Origin of the sequence: Rhizobium sp. 862_C5_N1_2 (assembly GCF_051811205.1) — a bacterium.
GTDB lineage: Bacteria > Pseudomonadota > Alphaproteobacteria > Rhizobiales > Rhizobiaceae > Rhizobium > Rhizobium leguminosarum.
Window position 1 is genome coordinate 4,006,007 of the sequence record NZ_JBPWPT010000001.1, and the last position, 16,494, is coordinate 4,022,500.

The following is a 16,494-nucleotide window of genomic DNA, read 5'->3' on the forward strand; positions in this document are numbered from 1 at the left end:
GGCGCGATGGGATTGCCGCTTCTGAGCTTCATAATTTTCACGCCCGTCGCCGGGGCAGCGGTTCTGATGTTTCTCCGCGGCGACGATGCGGTGCGCTGGACAGCGCTGGGTGTCACAATCCTTGACCTCGCCCTCTGCATTGCCATGCTGGCCGGATTCGACACCACGACCCACGAGATGCAGTTCACAGAGAAGCGCCCTTGGGTGCCCGCGCTCGGGATCACTTATGCGCTTGGTATCGACGGGATAAGCGCGCTCTTCGTGTTCCTGACCGCGTTGCTGGGTTCGATCTGTGTGCTCGCCTCGTGGGTTGCGATCGACCGCAAGGTCAAGGCGTTCATGGTCAGTCTGCTCTCCATGCAGGCGCTGATGCTGGGGGTGTTCTGCGCGCTCGACCTGTTCTTGTTCTACGTTTTCTGGGAAGCAATGCTGATCCCGATGTACCTGATCATCGGCGTCTGGGGTGGCGAAGGCCGGATCTATGCGGCGTTCAAGTTCTTCCTCTACACGCTGGCGGGCAGCCTCCTGTTCCTCATCGGTGTCATCGTGCTCTATTTCAACGGCGGCGAGACCTTCGACATCCTCGCGCTGACAGCGCAGGATTTGCCGTTCCCGGTCCAGTCCTGGCTGTTCTTCGCCTTCCTGATCGCCTTCGCCGTCAAGGTGCCGATGGTGCCGGTCCATACCTGGCTGCCGGACGCCCATGTGCAGGCGCCGACGGCAGGCAGCATCATCCTTGCAGGGGTGCTCCTGAAGATGGGCGCCTACGGGTTCCTGCGGTTCTCGCTGCCGATGCTGCCGGAGGCGTCGGTGTATTATTCGACGCTGATGCTTTCGCTTTCGGCGCTTGCGATCGTCTATGGCGGGTTGCTTGCGCTGGCGCAGGACGATCTGAAGAAGCTGGTGGCCTATTCCAGCATCAGCCACATGGGCTTCGTGACCATGGGGATTTTTGCGCTGAACCTCCGCGGACTCCAAGGAGGTATCCTGCAAATGTTCAATCATGGCGTGACGACGGGCGCCTTGTTCCTGTTCGTCGGCTTGATTTACGAGCGGACCCATACCCGCAGCATCGCTGATTATGGCGGGCTGATGAAGGCCGCACCCGTCTATACCGCGTTTCTTGCGCTGTTCACTCTGTCGTCGATGGCGCTGCCGGGAACAAATTCGTTCGTCGGCGAATTGCTGGTCCTGTCGGGCGGGTTTGCGGCCAACCTGGCCATCGGCGCGGCCGCCGTTTTGGGCGCGTTGCTTGGCGCGGCCTATCTGCTTGGCATGTATAGGAAAGTCGCGCTTGGTCCGGCCAGCGTCGGCGTCCGGTTCAAGATACGCGACGTGAACGCCCGCGAGCTGGCAGCGACCCTGCCGCTGGCCGTGTTAGTGCTGTGGGTCGGGCTCTATCCGAAACCCTTTCTCGGCATCATCGACGTCTCGGTGAAGCATTTGCTGGCTCAGGTGCACGATAAGGGGAGCGGCCCATGACCGCCGCAGCACTTTTCCAGTCGGCTCTCGCAAGCCTGCCCGAGATCGTGGTGATCACTGGAGCCTGCATCCTGCTGATCCTGGGACAGCTTGTGCGCAGGGGGCAGGAATATTTCCTGGTCTGGGCTTCCGTCGCGATCGTGCTGATTGCCGCCTTGGCGACACTCATTCTTTCGAGCGAGGTGCGGCCGGCCTATACGGGCATGTTCGTCGCCGACCGCTTCGCGGTCTTCTTCAAGTTCGTGTTCTACCTGGCCACCATCCTGACATTCCTCCTTTCGCGAAAATATGCGGATATCGAGGGGATCGGGAGCAGCGAATACTATGTCCTGCTGCTCTTTGCGCTTTCGGGAATGATGATCATGGCCTCGGCGACCGATCTCCTCTCGATCTATGTGGGCCTCGAACTGATGGTGCTCTGCACCTATGTGCTGACCGGATTCCTGCGGCGAGAGCGGCGGTCAAACGAAGCGGCGCTGAAATACGTGATCCTTGGCGCGGTCTCGACCGGGATTTTCCTTTACGGCGTTTCGCTGGTCTACGGGCTCACCGGCACGACGCAGCTGGACGGGATGGCTGCGGCGGTCACCGGCGATCCGCTCGATCCCGGATTGCTGCTGGCGGTGGTCTTCATCGTCGCGGGGCTGGTCTTCAAGGTCGGCGCGGTGCCGTTCCATATGTGGTTGCCGGACGTCTATGAAGGCGCGCCGACGACGATCACCGCCTTCATGTCAGTCGGCCCCAAGGCGGCGGGGTTCGCAGTGATCCTGCGGGTGTTCCTCAACCCGCTGGTAGCAGCCTCGGACGTTTGGATCATCGTCGCGGTCATTGCCGTGGTCACGATGGCGCTCGGCAGTTTCGTGGCGCTGGTGCAGGATAATTTCAAGCGGCTCCTCGCTTATTCCAGCATCGCCCATGCCGGGTTCGCCCTTTTCGGCGTGGTGGCCGGCGGTGCCGACGGGATCGCCAGCGTGATGCTCTACCTGCTGATATACTCCTTGATGAATCTCGGCATTTTCGCCACTGTCATCATGATGCGGAACGGCAATTTCTCGGGCGAGGTTATCGAAGACTACTCGGGTTTCGCCAAGTCCCGTCCCGGGCTCGCGCTTCTGATGCTGCTCTATCTGTTCTCGCTCGCCGGCATTCCGCCAACGGCCGGGTTCTTCGCCAAGTTCTACGTGCTGGTCGCGCTCGTCGAGCGAGGGTTCGTCATGCTGGCGGTGATCGCAGTGCTGCTGAGTGCTGTTGCCGCCTACTTTTATATCCGCATCGTCATGGTGATCTACATGCGCGAGCCGGAAAGGACGTTCGACCCGGCGCTGACGCCCTTGGTGCGCGCGACGCTCGCCTTCACTGCTGCGGGCACCATCGGCATCGGCCTGTTCCCCGCCTGGTTTTTAAGACTTGCCCAGCATTCCGTGTTGGCGGCTGACCGATTGAATTTGCAATGATCTGTCCGACGGAATAAACTCAAAGCTCAAGAAAGGATTGCCCAAGTTGCTTCCCGGGGCGACTGCATTACGGTCCTGAACAGGACGGTCGCGGCCTGAGGAAAGCACTCAGTGGGTAACCGGTGCAGTGCGATATGGCTGCGATGGAATTCTTGCCGGTTCTTTTTATGATCGTCGGAGTCGTTCTGGTGACGGGCGCGACGCTTTTTGTCTCTTCGCTGCTGCGTCCGTCCAATCCCTATCCCGAAAAGAACATGCCTTATGAGTGCGGCATGGACGCCGCGGGTGAGGCCGCCGCGGGGCGCTTCAGAGTGCCGTTCTTTATCCTTGCGATCCTGCTGGTCGTCTTCGATGTCGAGACGATGTTCCTCTTTCCCTGGGCCGCCGTCCTGAAAGACATCGGGCTGGTCGGCTTTGTCGAGATGTTCGTCTTCATAGTGCTGCTTCTTGTGGGCTTCGCCTATGCCTGGCTGAAGGGAGCACTCGAATGGGAGGCGTAAACAACGCGATCCGCGACAGCGTGCTGTTCACCACGGCCGAGAGCGTTATCAACTGGAGCCGGAGCTCGGCGCTGTGGCCCGAGACCTTCGGAATTGCCTGCTGCGCCATCGAGATGATCTCGGCGGGGTGCGCCCGCTATGATCTCGACCGGTTCGGCGTGGTGTTCCGGCCTTCGCCGCGCCAGTCCGATGTGATGATCATCGCCGGCACAGTAACGCGGAAGTTCGCGCCCGTGGTGCGCCGCCTCTATGACCAGATGCCGGAGCCCCGCTGGGTCATCGCCATGGGCACCTGCGCCATCTCGGGCGGGGTCTACAACACCTACGCGGTGGTGCAGGGAGCGGAAACCTTCGTGCCGGTGGACGTGCATGTGCCCGGCTGCCCGCCGCGGCCCGAGGCGCTGATGCATGGATTCCTGCTACTTCAGGAGAAGATCAAAAAATCCCGAGCACTGGCCGGGACTCCTCTGGGTCGGGTTGCAGCGTCATGAGTGTGGAGACGCCCCTCATCCGCACTACGATCACGGAGCGTTTCGGCGAGGCAATCGACGATCTTGGCTTCGCGCATGGTGTACATGCCTTCGCCGCTCCGCCTGACATGATCGTCGAGCTTTGCCGGTTTCTGAAGGAACACCCGGCGTTGCGGTTCAACTTCCTGTCGGACATCTGCGGGGTCGATCATTATCCTGAGATGCCACGCTACGAGACGGTGTACCACCTCTATTCGCTACCGAACAAATTTCGCGTTCGCATCAAATGCCGCCTCGCCGATCCGCCGCGGGTCCCGTCGGTGACGGGGATCTGGCGAACCGCCAATTGGCATGAGCGCGAAGCCTGGGATATGTACGGGATCAGGTTCGCGGGCCACCCGGATTTGCGCCGGATCTACATGTGGGAAGGGTTCGAGGGCTTCCCACAGCGCAAGGATTTTCCGCTCCGTGGCTACAAAGACAAGCTGAACCCGTTTGGCGCCGAAGGCACGCCACCGACGCAGCCCGACCTCGCCACCAAGAACATTCCATAAGGGAGGCCGCTCCACGCCGGGAACTTAAAATGACCGAAGTCACCGAACTGATCAGGCCGCAAGGCGAAGCGTTCGACACCAAGGAGGTGCTTCTCAATCTCGGCCCCCAGCACCCCAGCACGCATGGGGTTCTTCGGCTCGTCCTGGAATTGGACGGCGAGTACGTCAAGCGCGTGGACCCACACATCGGCTACCTCCATCGCGGCACCGAAAAACTGGCGGAGAGCTTCACCTACACCCAGATTTTTCCGCTCACCGACCGGCTCGACTACCTCTGTCCACCGTCGAACAACCTCGCCTTCGCGCTGGCGGTGGAGAAACTCCTCGGCATAGAAGCACCGATCCGCGCACAATATATCCGCGTGATGATGGCCGAGCTGGCGCGGATCTCCGGCCATGTCTTGATCACCGGCGCGCTGCCGATGGACCTCGGCGCCATGACCGCCTTGCTTTACGCCATGCGGGAGCGCGAAATGATCATGGACCTCCTGGAAATGATCAGCGGTGCGCGCATGCACACGTCCTTCTGCAGGGTTGGCGGAGTGCGCGAGGACCTGCCTGACGGTTTCCTTCCCAAGATCAGGGAGTTCTGCGACATCTTCCCGAACCGGATCCGCGACTATGAGCGGTTGCTCGAAAACAACCGGGTGTTCCTGAAGCGCACGCAGGGGATCGGCGTGATCTCCGCCGAGGACGCCATCGATCTTGGCCTGAGCGGTCCGAACCTGCGCGCTTCGGGCGTCGACTGGGACATCCGTCGCGACGAGCCCTATGAGATCTATGACCGGCTCGACTTCAACGTCATCACGCGCGACGAGGGCGACTGCTATGCGCGCTGGCAATGTCGGGTCGAGGAAATGCGCGAGAGCGTCCGGATCATCGAGCAATGCCTCGACCAGATGCCCGAGGGGCCGTTTCAGATCGACATGCCAACAATCGCCTTCCCGGTGGACAAGGACAAGGTGCATTGCTCGATGGAAGCACTGATCCAGCATTTCGACCTGTCGGCCTATGGCTTCAAGGTGCCGAAGGGCGAGGTCTATTCGGCGATCGAGGCGCCAAAGGGCGAGCTTGGCTTCTATATCATCAGCGACGGGTCGCCAAAACCATTCCGCATGAAGGTGCGGGCACCCTCGTTCGTCAACCTTCAGGGACTGTTCGGGGTGACCAACGCCCGCTATCTGGCGGACATGATCGCCGTGCTCGGCAGTCTCGACCCCGTGATGGCGGAGGTGGACAAGTAGCAGGGATTTGAATGCAATGACCATGCGCGAAAAGATAAGAGAGGCAGCGGCGCGATATCCCGACCAGCGCTCTGCGATCATGCCCGCGCTTCTGATCGCGCAGAGGGAGCATGGCCATCTGCCTGGTCAGGTGCTGGAAGAAGTCGCCGACATTCTCGGAGTCGAACGGATCTGGGTCTACGAGCTGGCGACCTTTTATACGCTCTTCCATACCGAGCCGGTGGGCATGTTCCACCTGCAACTCTGTGACAATGTTTCCTGCATGCTGTGCGGAGCCGAGGACCTGCTGAAGCATCTGGAAACGGCGCTGGCGATCAGGAAGGGCGACACCACGCCGGACGGGCTGTTCACGCTTTCCTCCGTCGAGTGCCTCGGTGCCTGCGAGATGGCGCCGGTGATGCAGGTCGGCGACGATTACCACGGCGCCCTTGATGTCGCGCGGATAGATGCACTTTTGGACAGCCTGCGGGCCACGGTGGGGCGGGTTGCGAGCGTCGAGCACGCCTCTGCGCGGCCGCCGGGGGAGTAGCGCCATGTTCGAGCCGGTTCTCCTCAAGAATGTCGCCGTGCCGGACAGTCACCTGCTGTCGACCTACGAGGCTGGCGGCGGCTACCAGGCACTGGCGAAGGCGCTGCGCGAATACACGCCCGACGAGGTCGTTAACCTCGTCAAACAGTCCAACCTGCGCGGTCGCGGCGGTGCCGGATTCCCGACGGGCATGAAATGGAGTTTCGTGCCGAAGCAGGTCGACAAGCCGAAATATCTTTGCTGCAACGCCGATGAGGGCGAGCCAGGCACCTTCAAGGACCGGATCATCATGGAGCGCGATCCGCATCAACTCATCGAGGGGCTGGCGGTAAGCGCCTATGCGATTGGGGCCAAAACCGCCTATGTCTACATCCGCGGAGAATATGTGACGGCGATCCGTCGCCTGGAGCAGGCGATCGCCGAGGCACACGAAAAGGGTTATCTGGGAACGGGCATTCTGGGCTCGAATTTCGATTTCGCCGTCCACATCCACTGCGGCGCAGGCGCCTATATCTGCGGCGAGGAGACTGCGATGCTCGAGTCGCTCGAGGGCAAGCGGGCGCAGCCGCGATTGAAGCCGCCGTTTCCGGCCATGGCCGGGCTCTACGCCAGCCCGACTGTGATCAACAATGTCGAGACGCTGGCCTGCGTGCCGCATATCGTGGCGCGGGGCGCGGACTGGTTCCGCGGCATCGGCCCGGACAAGAGCCCCGGCCCGAAGCTCTACTGCCTCAGTGGGCAGGTGCGCAAACCCGGCCTCTACGAGTTGCCGATGGGCATACCGCTGCGCGAGCTGGTCGAGGAACATGCCGGCGGGGCGTTGCCGGGACGCAAGATCAAGGCGGTGATCCCGGGCGGGGTCTCAGCGCCGGTCATCCCTGAGCACGGGCTGGACGTGAGGATGGATTTTGACTCGCTGGCTGCCGCCGGCTCGATGCTCGGTTCGGCTGGCGTTATCGTGATCGACGATAGCACCTGCATGGTCAAGGTCGCCACCAGGATCATCGAGTTCTTCCACCATGAGTCCTGCGGCAAGTGCACGCCCTGCCGGGAAGGATTGAACTGGGTCGTGAAGGTCCTGCGCCGGGTTGAAGGCGGGGATGGCGCACCCGGCGATCTGGAGCAGCTGGAGATGCTCTGCAAGGGCATTTTCGGCAATACGTTTTGTGCCTTGGGTGACGGTGCAGCGATGGGATTGCGTGCAGCACTCGCGCATTTCCGAGATGAATTCGTCGCCCATGTCGAGGAGCGGAGGTGCCCGTTTCACTGAAGAAGTGTGCTGGATCAGGGTTGTGAGGAAACCATGCTTAAAGTCACGATCGACGAACAAACGCTGGAAGTTGAAGCTGGCTCGACAGTGCTGCAGGCCGCCCAGCGTTTGGGCATCGACGTCCCGACCTTCTGCTATCTGAAGCGGCTGCCGCCGCTGGCTTCGTGCCGCATGTGCCTGGTGGAGATCGAGGGCGTGCGGCGGTTGCAGCCGTCCTGCGCCACTGCGGCCACCGATGGCATGGTCGTGCGGACGAACACGCCTCTGATCGAGGAAACGCGCTCTTCCATGCTCGACATGCTGCTCGCCAACCACCCCCTCGACTGCCCGATCTGCGACAAGGGCGGCGAATGCGAGCTTCAGGACATGGTAATGGCCTACGGGCCACGCGAAAGCCAATTCCGCGATGACAAACGTGTGTTCCACTCCGAGGACATTCGTCTGAGCCCGGTCATCATCATGAACGTCAACCGCTGCATCCAGTGCCAGCGCTGCGTCCGGATGTGTGAGGAGGTCGTCGGTGCGGTGGCGCTAGGCACCGTCGAAAAAGGCATGGATACCGCCGTCACCGGCTTCGAGGGCAGTCTGGCGAGTTGCGACCAGTGCGGCAATTGCGTCGAGGTCTGCCCGGTCGGCGCGCTGATGAGCTTCCCCTACCGCTACAAGGCGCGCCCCTGGGATCTCGTAGAGACCGACACGGTCTGCCCGCATTGTGGCACCGGTTGCCAGCTGACGGTGGGCACGCGCAAGGGCGAGTTCATGCGGGTGCGCTCGAAGTGGGACGAAGGTGTCAACCACGAAACTCTCTGCGTGAGAGGACGCTTCGGCCTCGATTTCGTTGCAAGCCGGGACCGGATCAAGCAGCCAATGATCCGTCAGGATGGCGCCCTGGTTCCGGTTTCCTGGGACGAAGCGGGGGACTATCTGCGTCGGCGACTGTTGGCCGTCGAGAGCAAGGATGCCGGCGGGCTGGCCTCGCCTCGCCTGCCCAACGAGGTGCTTTATCAGTTCCAGAAGCTGATGCGAACGGTATTCCGGACCAACAACATTGATTGTTCGTCACGCTGGGCCGCGCCCTTCGATACGCTCGGCCCGCTATTGGGAACTTTCTACAGCCGCACGCCGCTGGACGACGTAATCGGCAACGACTGCGTGCTCGTCGTCGGAGGCAATATAACCGAGGAGAACCCAGTCACCGAATACCTGCTGCGGGACGGGGCGCGGCGGCGGCAGACCGGATTGCTCATGCTATCGGCGCGGCCATCGCGTCTGGACGCCGATGCCAGGGTGGTGGTTCGTGTGCCTCCGGGCGGAGAAGCGGCAAGCCTTGCGGCGGTGGTGGCCGGTCTTGTGGCGGCAGCTGGTCAGGCCTTGCCGGGCGGCGCTTTTGCGGACATCGACAGGCCGGCGGCGGGCGCCGGCAGTGACGGGCCGGATCGCCTGGCCGCCGCGCTCAAGGAAGGCCGCAGCGTCACCGTGCTTGTCAGCGTCGACCTCCTGAGATCACCCGAAGCGCGCGCGACGCTGCGGCAGCTCAACAACCTGCTGCACGTTCTCCGCCTGCTCGGCAAAGGCCCGGCGATGCAGTTTCTCTTCGACCGTGCCAACCAGATGGGCGCCTGGGACATGGGGGTCCTGCCGGCGGCTCTGCCGGGGCTGCGGGTGGTCGCCGATGACGTGGCGCGCGCAACTCTTGCGCGAAACTGGGGCGCCGAAATCCCGTCTGAACCCGGCGCGGATCTCGACGCCATGCTGGACCTCTGTGTCGGTGGGCGGATGGGCGCGCTCTACATCGTCGGAACCGACCCCCTGGTCGCCTATCCCGACCGGAACTTTGTGACGCGGGCGCTTGGCGCCGCCGATCTCCTGATCGTGCAGGACGCGTTCCTCACGGATACGGCGGGCATGGCCGAGGTCGTCTTGCCCGCGGCGGGCTACGGCGAGGAATCTGGAACGTTCACCAACAACGAGGGTCGGATCCAGAATGTTCGCAAATTCCGTGAGCCCGTTTTCGAGGCGCGAGGCAATCTGGCGATTGTCGACTTTGTCGCGGCGCTACGCAGCCAGGCGCTGCGGCCATCGACGCAACCCGAAATTTTCGACGAGATTGCCCGGCTGGTTCCGGCCTATCAGGGGTTGACGCAGGACGGGCTTGGCGCCGACGGCGCTTTCACCAAGGCGGTGCCAACACTATCGGCTGGCATGCTCCCTGCGCCGCCGCCCGTCCCGACAGCAGCCGACCGGCTCATGCTGATCACCGGCGACTGCCTGTTCCACAACGGATATCTTTCCGAACGGTCGGACATCCTGAACACGGTCGCCAACGATCCCTATGTCGCGATGAGCGCGCAGGATACCGCGGCGCTTGGCCTTTCGGATGGCGATCAGGTAATCGTGCGTTCCGGCCAGGGCGAACTGACGGCGCAGCTCAAGGTCGACAGGCAGTTTCCCAAGGGCCTCGTCTTCGTTCCGGAAAACTATAGAGCCTTGCGTCTCAACAGCCTGCTGCGGCGGGGCGAATATCCATGCGCGGTGGAAGTTCAGAAGGCGCATGCCACTCTTGAGGTCGACCGCCCAGGCCGGATCTGGCGTGGGGTCTGAAGATTTGGGGTCGGGGCACCGCAAGGCTCTGCGGCAAGCTGCCCGCCCCGGCGTCTTCAGTGATACCTGGTCCCGCATATGTAATCCTGCAGATCCTGCTCTGTACGCTGCGCTTCGTCGAGCCTGTGTTTAACCACGTCGCCGATGCTGACCACGCCGACAACGTCGCCTCCATCCGTGACCAGCACATGGCGTGTACGCCGCTGGGTCATGATCCCCATCGCGACGGGCAGCAAATCCTGTGTCGAACACGTCGCCACATTGCGGTTCATGATGTCCGCGACCCGCTTTGCCGCCGCCTCGGCCCCGTATTCCGCCACCGCATTGCAGCAGTCCCGCTCCGACAGCGTACCGAGGTATTTGCCGTTCGATCGCCTGACGACGACGAAGCCGATATTGTTGTCTCGAAACAGCCGCAGTACCTCCACCATCGTCTGATCGGGAGCAACTGCGATGACCCCGACACCCTTGTTTTTCATGATTTCACCGACAAACATCTGAGCCTCTCTTTCCGAGCGCTTCGGTTTGACAGCTGGCGCGCGTTCATGTTCGCCGGATATTCCGCCACCAGTTGTAGCCCTGCGTCTCTTTCGTCTCGACAAGTACGTCCTTCTTCGTATTCAGGCGCGCGGCAACCACGCCGCCGCCGGTCGCCGCCTTACCCGGCTTGGCGAGCAGATCATCGCGCCCGATCACCAGGTCAGCTGAGGAAAAACTCGAGAATTCGTATTGTTGGCCAAGCGCGATCGCATCCGCCGGGCAGGCATCCTCGCACAGCCCGCAGAACAGGCAGCGGGCCGTGTCGATCTCGAATTTGGCCGGGTGCCGCTTGCCCTTCTCGTCCTCGTAGGGGACGACTTCGATACAGTCGCAGGGACAGATCCGCGCGCAGAGTTCGCAGGCCACGCACTTGATCTCCCCCTCTTCATCACGCGTCAGGAAGTGATGCCCGCGATAGCGGGAGTAGGGCAGCCACTTTTCCTTGTCCGGATACTGCATGGTCACGGATCTGGAGAACATGTAGCCGAAGGTCAGAGCCAAGGCGCTCGCCAGATCGGCAAAGAACGCCCAACCAATCCATGTTCCAACTCTGTCCTGCGCGCGCGACATCGCCGCCTCGCTACGGAGCCGCTACGACCCCTAAAAGTACACCGGTTATAATTATGTTCGCCATTGAAAGAGGAAGCAAGACTTTCCATCCGATCGCCATCAGTTGGTCGTAGCGGTAGCGGGGGAAAGTGAAGCGGAACCAGATAAACACATAGACGAAGAACGCGATCTTGAGCACAAACCACAGGAGCGGTGGCAAGGGAATCAGAACTCCGTTCCAACCGCCGAAGAACAGGATCACCACCAGGACCGACACAAGCAATACGATGGCATATTCGCTGACCATGAAGAAGGCAAAGCGGATACCGCTGTATTCGGTATGGAACCCGGCCCCCAGATCACCCTCCGCCTCCGCCAGGTCGAAGGGAATGCGCTGCGCTTCGGCGAGCCCGGCGACGAAGAACACGAAGAATCCGACCGGTTGGTAGACGATGTTCCAGACATCGGCCTGCGCCCGCACGATCTCGAGCAGGCTCATGGATTGCGCCAGCATGACCACGCCGATGACCGCGAACCCCATCGGGATCTCGTAGCTGATCATCTGCGCGCAGGTCCTGAGGCTGCCCAGAACAGCGTACTTGCTGTTGGAGGCCCAGCCGCCGAAGATGACGCCATAGACCTCGATCCCGATCACCGAGAAAACAAAAAGGAGCGCCACATTCATGTTGGAGACGTAGAGCGTGATCTCGTGGCCGAGGACCGAGACAGTTTCGCCGAAGGGGATCGCGACGAACACCACAAAGGGCGGGGCGAGCGCCAGGATTGGCGCCAGTTTGAACAGGAACCGGTCGGCCTCGGCCGGGATGTGATCCTCTTTGGTCAGGAGCTTGATTCCGTCCGCCACCGGCTGCAACAGCCCGTGCCACCCCACGCGCATCGGCCCCATCCGCTGCTGCATGTGCCCGGCGATCTTGCGTTCCAGCCAGGTTAGCGGCAAGGGTAGCAACAGCAGGATCGCAATCAGCAACGCGACCTTCAAGACGATCAGGCCAAGGGCGACGATAAGTTCCATGATCCCGGCTACTTAGTCATCGGGTTGAAGCGCACGACCAGACTTTGGCTCCGGCTATACAATGAGCACTGCGCGCACTTGTCAGACTACATGGTACAACGGCGACGCACCTCATACAATGCCGTCGCAGTTATGTCGTCGCTGGCTATGATGTGTCCGGGCTCAGGACGTTTTGAGACGAGTGGTTTCGCTGTGCAAGATGAAAGCTTCGCGTTTCCGCCAGTTGCACGCGCCATCTTGCGTATCAAAAACCGCCGAGGCTCTCATCGCTGCCTGATGAAAGTTCCGTGGCAGGTCAGCTGACGTCCGGGGAGCTGGACACCCAGCAGAAACGCAAAAAGCTCCTCGAGGGTTATGTCGAGGAGCTTTCTGTCAAGCGACTTGCATGGGCAAATTTGCAAGTATCGTTGGTTGCGGGGGCAGGATTTGAAGTTTCTGTCCCGCTGCGTCGGCTTCGCCTTCTTGGCGGGCCCCTGAGGAGGCGTTAAATCCTCGACCCGTTACGAGATACACAAAAGCCCGCACGAGGCGGGCCTTTGTGTATCTGGTTGCGGGGGCAGGATTTGAACCTGCGGCCTTCAGGTTATGAGCCTGACGAGCTACCGGGCTGCTCCACCCCGCGTTAATGTATTCCGAGCTGTTTGAGCCCGGGAGCGCTGTCAGGCGTAGCCTGACGAGGTGAGGCCGTGAAGGAATCGATCCAGTGGATCGATTTCAGGCCGAACGGGCTGCTCCACCCCGCGCCATGAGCAAATCGCTGGGATTTGCTGGTGTATTATAACACGAAAGGCCGCTTTGTGAGCGGCCCTTTTGTTTCGGCTTTGGGCCGTTTGTTTGGTGATGAGAAGATTGATTAGTTGCGCTTTGCAGACCTGGCAGCGACCTACTCTCCCGCGTCTTAAGACGAAGTACCATGGGCGCAGGGGCGTTTCACGGCCGTGTTCGGAAAGGGAACGGGTGCAGCCACCCCGCCATAACCACCAGGTCGGCAAAGCGCAACTATATGTTTTGAGAAGCTGGCAGGCATTAGCCTGTTTTCTTTTTTTGAACACGTCTTTGGAACCTCTTCTGACTGCGGATGCTTGTGGCACCCATACAGGCCAGAGGCCGTCGCGCTTGGTAGCGCGGGCCGTCCGCAGCGCCATTGGCGCGTCAGGACAAAGGTCTTGCATCATCGATCCGGACGACCGCTTTGCGGTCGCCTTGAGATGAGCATAGTCAATGAGAACGATCAAGCCGATCGAGCTATTAGTACCGGTAAGCTTCATGCGTTGCCGCACTTCCACACCCGGCCTATCAACGTGGTCGTCTTCCACGGCTCTGATAGGGAATACTCGTTTTCAGGTGGGTTTCCCGCTTAGATGCCTTCAGCGGTTATCCCGTCCATATATAGCTACCCTGCTATGCCCTTGGCAGGACAACAGGTCCACCAGAGATATGTCCATCCCGGTCCTCTCGTACTAGGGACAGATCCTGTCAATATTCCTACACCCACGGCAGATAGGGACCGAACTGTCTCACGACGTTCTGAACCCAGCTCACGTACCGCTTTAATTGGCGAACAGCCAAACCCTTGGGACCTGCTCCAGCCCCAGGATGCGATGAGCCGACATCGAGGTGCCAAACAACCCCGTCGATATGGACTCTTGGGGGTCATCAGCCTGTTATCCCCGGCGTACCTTTTATCCGTTGAGCGATGGCCCTTCCACGCGGGACCACCGGATCACTATGACCGACTTTCGTCTCTGCTCGACTTGTCAGTCTCGCAGTCAGGCGGGCTTATGCCATTGCACTCGACGACCGATTTCCGACCGGTCTGAGCCCACCATCGCGCGCCTCCGTTACTCTTTCGGAGGCGACCGCCCCAGTCAAACTACCCACCATACACTGTCCCGGACCCGGATAACGGGCCGCGGTTAGACATCCATGACGATAAGGGTGGTATTTCAAGGATGGCTCCACGGAAACTGGCGTCCCCGCTTCAAAGCCTACCACCTATCCTACACATGCCGACACGAATGCCAGTGTAAAGCTATAGTAAAGGTGCACGGGGTCTTTCCGTCTGACCGCAGGAACCCCGCATCTTCACGGGGAATTCAATTTCACTGAGTCTATGTTGGAGACAGCGGGGAAGTCGTTACGCCATTCGTGCAGGTCGGAACTTACCCGACAAGGAATTTCGCTACCTTAGGACCGTTATAGTTACGGCCGCCGTTTACTGGGGCTTCGATTCAAAGCTTGCACCTCTCCTCTTAACCTTCCAGCACCGGGCAGGCGTCAGACCCTATACGTCGTCTTGCGACTTCGCAGAGCCCTGTGTTTTTGATAAACAGTCGCTACCCCCTGGTCTGTGCCACCCCATAATAGTTGCCTAGCATGGGGTCACGCTTCTTCCGAAGTTACGCGTGCAATTTGCCGAGTTCCTTCAACATAGTTCTCTCAAGCGCCTTGGTATACTCTACCTGACCACCTGTGTCGGTTTCGGGTACGGTCTATACGGTGGAGCTATTTCCTGGAACCGCTCCGCTGCCCATCCAATCCAATTAGAATGAACAACTTGTGCAATCCGTCACTACCACCAGGCCCACGAATATTAACGTGGTTCCCATCGACTACGCATTTCTGCCTCGCCTTAGGGGCCGGCTAACCCTGCTCAGATTAACTTTAAGCAGGAACCCTTGGTCTTTCGGCGAGAGGGTCTCTCACCCTCTTTATCGTTACTCATGTCAACATTCGCACTTCCGATACCTCCAGGAGCCCTCACGGGTCTCCCTTCATCAGCTTACGGAACGCTCCGCTACCACTTGCGATTGCTCGCAAATCCTCAGCTTCGGTGCATGGCTTCAGCCCCGTTACATTTTCGGCGCAAAGACCCTTATTTAGACCAGTGAGCTGTTACGCTTTCTTTAAATGATGGCTGCTTCTAAGCCAACATCCTGGTTGTTTTGGGATCCTCACATCCTTTCCCACTTAGCCATGACTTGGGGACCTTAGCTGGAGGTTAGGGTTGTTGCCCTTTTCACGACGGACGTTAGCACCCGCCGTGTGTCTGCCGAGTAGTACTCCCCGGTATTCGGAGTTTGGTTAGGATCAGTAAGACGGTGAGTCCCCATAGCCCATCCAGTGCTCTACCCCCGGGGGTATTCGCTCGACGCTCTACCTAAATAGATTTCGCGGAGAACCAGCTATTTCCGAGTTTGATTGGCCTTTCACCCCTAGCCACAAGTCATCCCAATCTATTGCAACAGATGCGGGTTCGGTCCTCCAGTTGGTGTTACCCAACCTTCAACCTGCTCATGGCTAGATCACTCGGTTTCGGGTCTAATGCAACAAACTAAATCGCCCTATTCAGACTCGCTTTCGCTTCGCCTACACCTACCGGCTTAAGCTTGCTTGTTACACTAAGTCGTTGACCCATTATACAAAAGGTACGCCGTCACCCTTGCGGGCTCCGACTGTTTGTAGGCATCCGGTTTCAGGTTCTATTTCACTCCCCTTGTCGGGGTGCTTTTCACCTTTCCCTCACGGTACTTGTTCGCTATCGGTCATGCACGAGTACTTAGGCTTGGAGAGTGGTCTCCCCATGTTCAGACAGGATTTCTCGTGTCCCGCCCTACTCTAGGACAATCATGATATCTACGCGTACGGGGCTGTCACCCACTACGGCCGCACTTTCCAGAGCGTTCCACTTTAATCACAATTGCCACTGGCCTGGTCCGCGTTCGCTCGCCACTACTTGCGGAGTCTCGGTTGATGTCCTTTCCTGCAGGTACTTAGATGTTTCAGTTCCCTGCGTTCGCTTCTTACACCCTATGTATTCAGGTGTAGATACCTTATCACAATACCTAGAAACCTGTTTTGTCCTCACGGCCAAAGGCCTGCGGACGGCGCGCCGGATAACCGGCGACGCGCTTTGCGCTACGAAGGAAGTCCCTCGCAGCCAAAGCAACAAAACAGATTTTCTAGGTATTTAAGGTGGGTTGCCCCATTCGGAGATCCATGGATCAAAGCTCATTCGCAGCTCCCCACGGCTTTTCGCAGCGTATCACGTCCTTCATCGCCTGTGCATGCCAAGGCATCCACCAAATGCCCTTACGACACTTAATCGTTCTCATTGCCAATGCTCATCGTCTTTGTTTGATTTGGCAGACCTTGTCCGCTTCGCTTTCGCCTCGCGGGGTGCCAAATCCGACCATCCGGACAACCTTGCGATTGCCGTGCAGTCGGGCCAAACATGCGTGATTACCTTTTACAATCACGCTTTCTAA

The 16,494-nt window shown here is 59.9% G+C and carries 12 protein-coding genes, 1 tRNA gene and 2 rRNA genes; 9 read left to right on the forward strand and 6 right to left on the reverse strand.

Annotated elements, in window-relative coordinates; translation table 11 throughout:
- Positions 1 to 6 precede the first annotated feature (6 nt).
- The 9 genes from ACD590_RS19825 to nuoG all read left to right on the forward strand — a co-directional run bounded on the left by ACD590_RS19825 (position 7) and on the right by nuoG (position 10,104).
- Positions 7 to 1,482 carry an NADH-quinone oxidoreductase subunit M gene (locus ACD590_RS19825; RefSeq protein WP_018446421.1) on the forward strand — a complete coding sequence of 492 codons (1,476 nt, stop codon included), beginning with the start codon at positions 7 to 9 and terminating at the stop codon, positions 1,480 to 1,482.
- Entirely contained in the window at positions 1,479 to 2,936 is a 1,458-nt protein-coding gene (locus tag ACD590_RS19830) for an NADH-quinone oxidoreductase subunit N (RefSeq protein ID WP_018446420.1), read from the forward strand. The genes ACD590_RS19825 and ACD590_RS19830 overlap by 4 nt, the downstream gene beginning before the upstream one ends.
- Before the next feature lie 134 nt (positions 2,937 to 3,070).
- Positions 3,071 to 3,436, forward strand: coding sequence for an NADH-quinone oxidoreductase subunit A (locus ACD590_RS19835; protein WP_018243731.1), 366 nt, complete (start codon positions 3,071 to 3,073; stop codon positions 3,434 to 3,436).
- A complete protein-coding gene (locus ACD590_RS19840) occupies positions 3,424 to 3,927 on the forward strand; it encodes a NuoB/complex I 20 kDa subunit family protein (RefSeq protein WP_018446419.1) in 504 nt (167 codons plus the stop codon). The genes ACD590_RS19835 and ACD590_RS19840 overlap by 13 nt, the downstream gene beginning before the upstream one ends.
- Positions 3,924 to 4,460, forward strand: a complete 537-nt coding sequence (locus ACD590_RS19845) for an NADH-quinone oxidoreductase subunit C (RefSeq protein WP_427149402.1) — start codon at positions 3,924 to 3,926, stop codon at positions 4,458 to 4,460. The genes ACD590_RS19840 and ACD590_RS19845 overlap by 4 nt, the downstream gene beginning before the upstream one ends.
- A 29-nt stretch (positions 4,461 to 4,489) precedes the next feature.
- Complete coding sequence (gene nuoD / locus ACD590_RS19850) at positions 4,490 to 5,704, forward strand: NADH dehydrogenase (quinone) subunit D (RefSeq protein ID WP_018243733.1); 1,215 nt, start codon at positions 4,490 to 4,492, stop codon at positions 5,702 to 5,704.
- 16 nt (positions 5,705 to 5,720) lie between these two features.
- Positions 5,721 to 6,233, forward strand: a complete 513-nt coding sequence (nuoE, locus tag ACD590_RS19855) for an NADH-quinone oxidoreductase subunit NuoE (protein ID WP_182566445.1) — start codon at positions 5,721 to 5,723, stop codon at positions 6,231 to 6,233.
- A gap of 4 nt (positions 6,234 to 6,237) precedes the next feature.
- Positions 6,238 to 7,503: an NADH-quinone oxidoreductase subunit NuoF gene (nuoF, locus tag ACD590_RS19860; protein ID WP_439003216.1), complete on the forward strand. Its 1,266-nt coding sequence runs from the start codon at positions 6,238 to 6,240 to the stop codon at positions 7,501 to 7,503.
- Positions 7,504 to 7,536: 33 nt separating this feature from the next.
- Positions 7,537 to 10,104 carry an NADH-quinone oxidoreductase subunit NuoG gene (gene nuoG, locus ACD590_RS19865; RefSeq protein ID WP_439003217.1) on the forward strand — a complete coding sequence of 856 codons (2,568 nt, stop codon included), beginning with the start codon at positions 7,537 to 7,539 and terminating at the stop codon, positions 10,102 to 10,104.
- Between the two features lie 56 nt (positions 10,105 to 10,160).
- Here the strand turns inward: nuoG and ACD590_RS19870 are convergent, their stop codons facing one another.
- From ACD590_RS19870 to ACD590_RS19895, 6 genes are all read right to left on the reverse strand, one after another.
- The gene (locus ACD590_RS19870; protein ID WP_018243737.1) at positions 10,161 to 10,601 is read right to left on the reverse strand and encodes a CBS domain-containing protein; all 441 of its coding nucleotides are present in this window, start codon (positions 10,599 to 10,601) and stop codon (positions 10,161 to 10,163) included.
- 46 nt (positions 10,602 to 10,647) lie between these two features.
- Positions 10,648 to 11,214: an NADH-quinone oxidoreductase subunit I gene (locus ACD590_RS19875; protein ID WP_017961924.1), complete on the reverse strand. Its 567-nt coding sequence runs from the start codon at positions 11,212 to 11,214 to the stop codon at positions 10,648 to 10,650.
- Between the two features lie 10 nt (positions 11,215 to 11,224).
- On the reverse strand, positions 11,225 to 12,226 hold the full coding sequence (gene nuoH, locus ACD590_RS19880; protein WP_024319306.1) for an NADH-quinone oxidoreductase subunit NuoH: 1,002 nt from the start codon (positions 12,224 to 12,226) through the stop codon (positions 11,225 to 11,227).
- A 545-nt stretch (positions 12,227 to 12,771) separates the two neighbouring features.
- Positions 12,772 to 12,848 (reverse strand) — tRNA-Met (locus tag ACD590_RS19885).
- 248 nt (positions 12,849 to 13,096) lie between these two features.
- A 5S ribosomal RNA gene (gene rrf, locus ACD590_RS19890) occupies positions 13,097 to 13,211 on the reverse strand.
- A 242-nt stretch (positions 13,212 to 13,453) separates the two neighbouring features.
- Positions 13,454 to 16,333, reverse strand: a 23S ribosomal RNA gene (locus ACD590_RS19895).
- Positions 16,334 to 16,494: the final 161 nt, after the last annotated feature.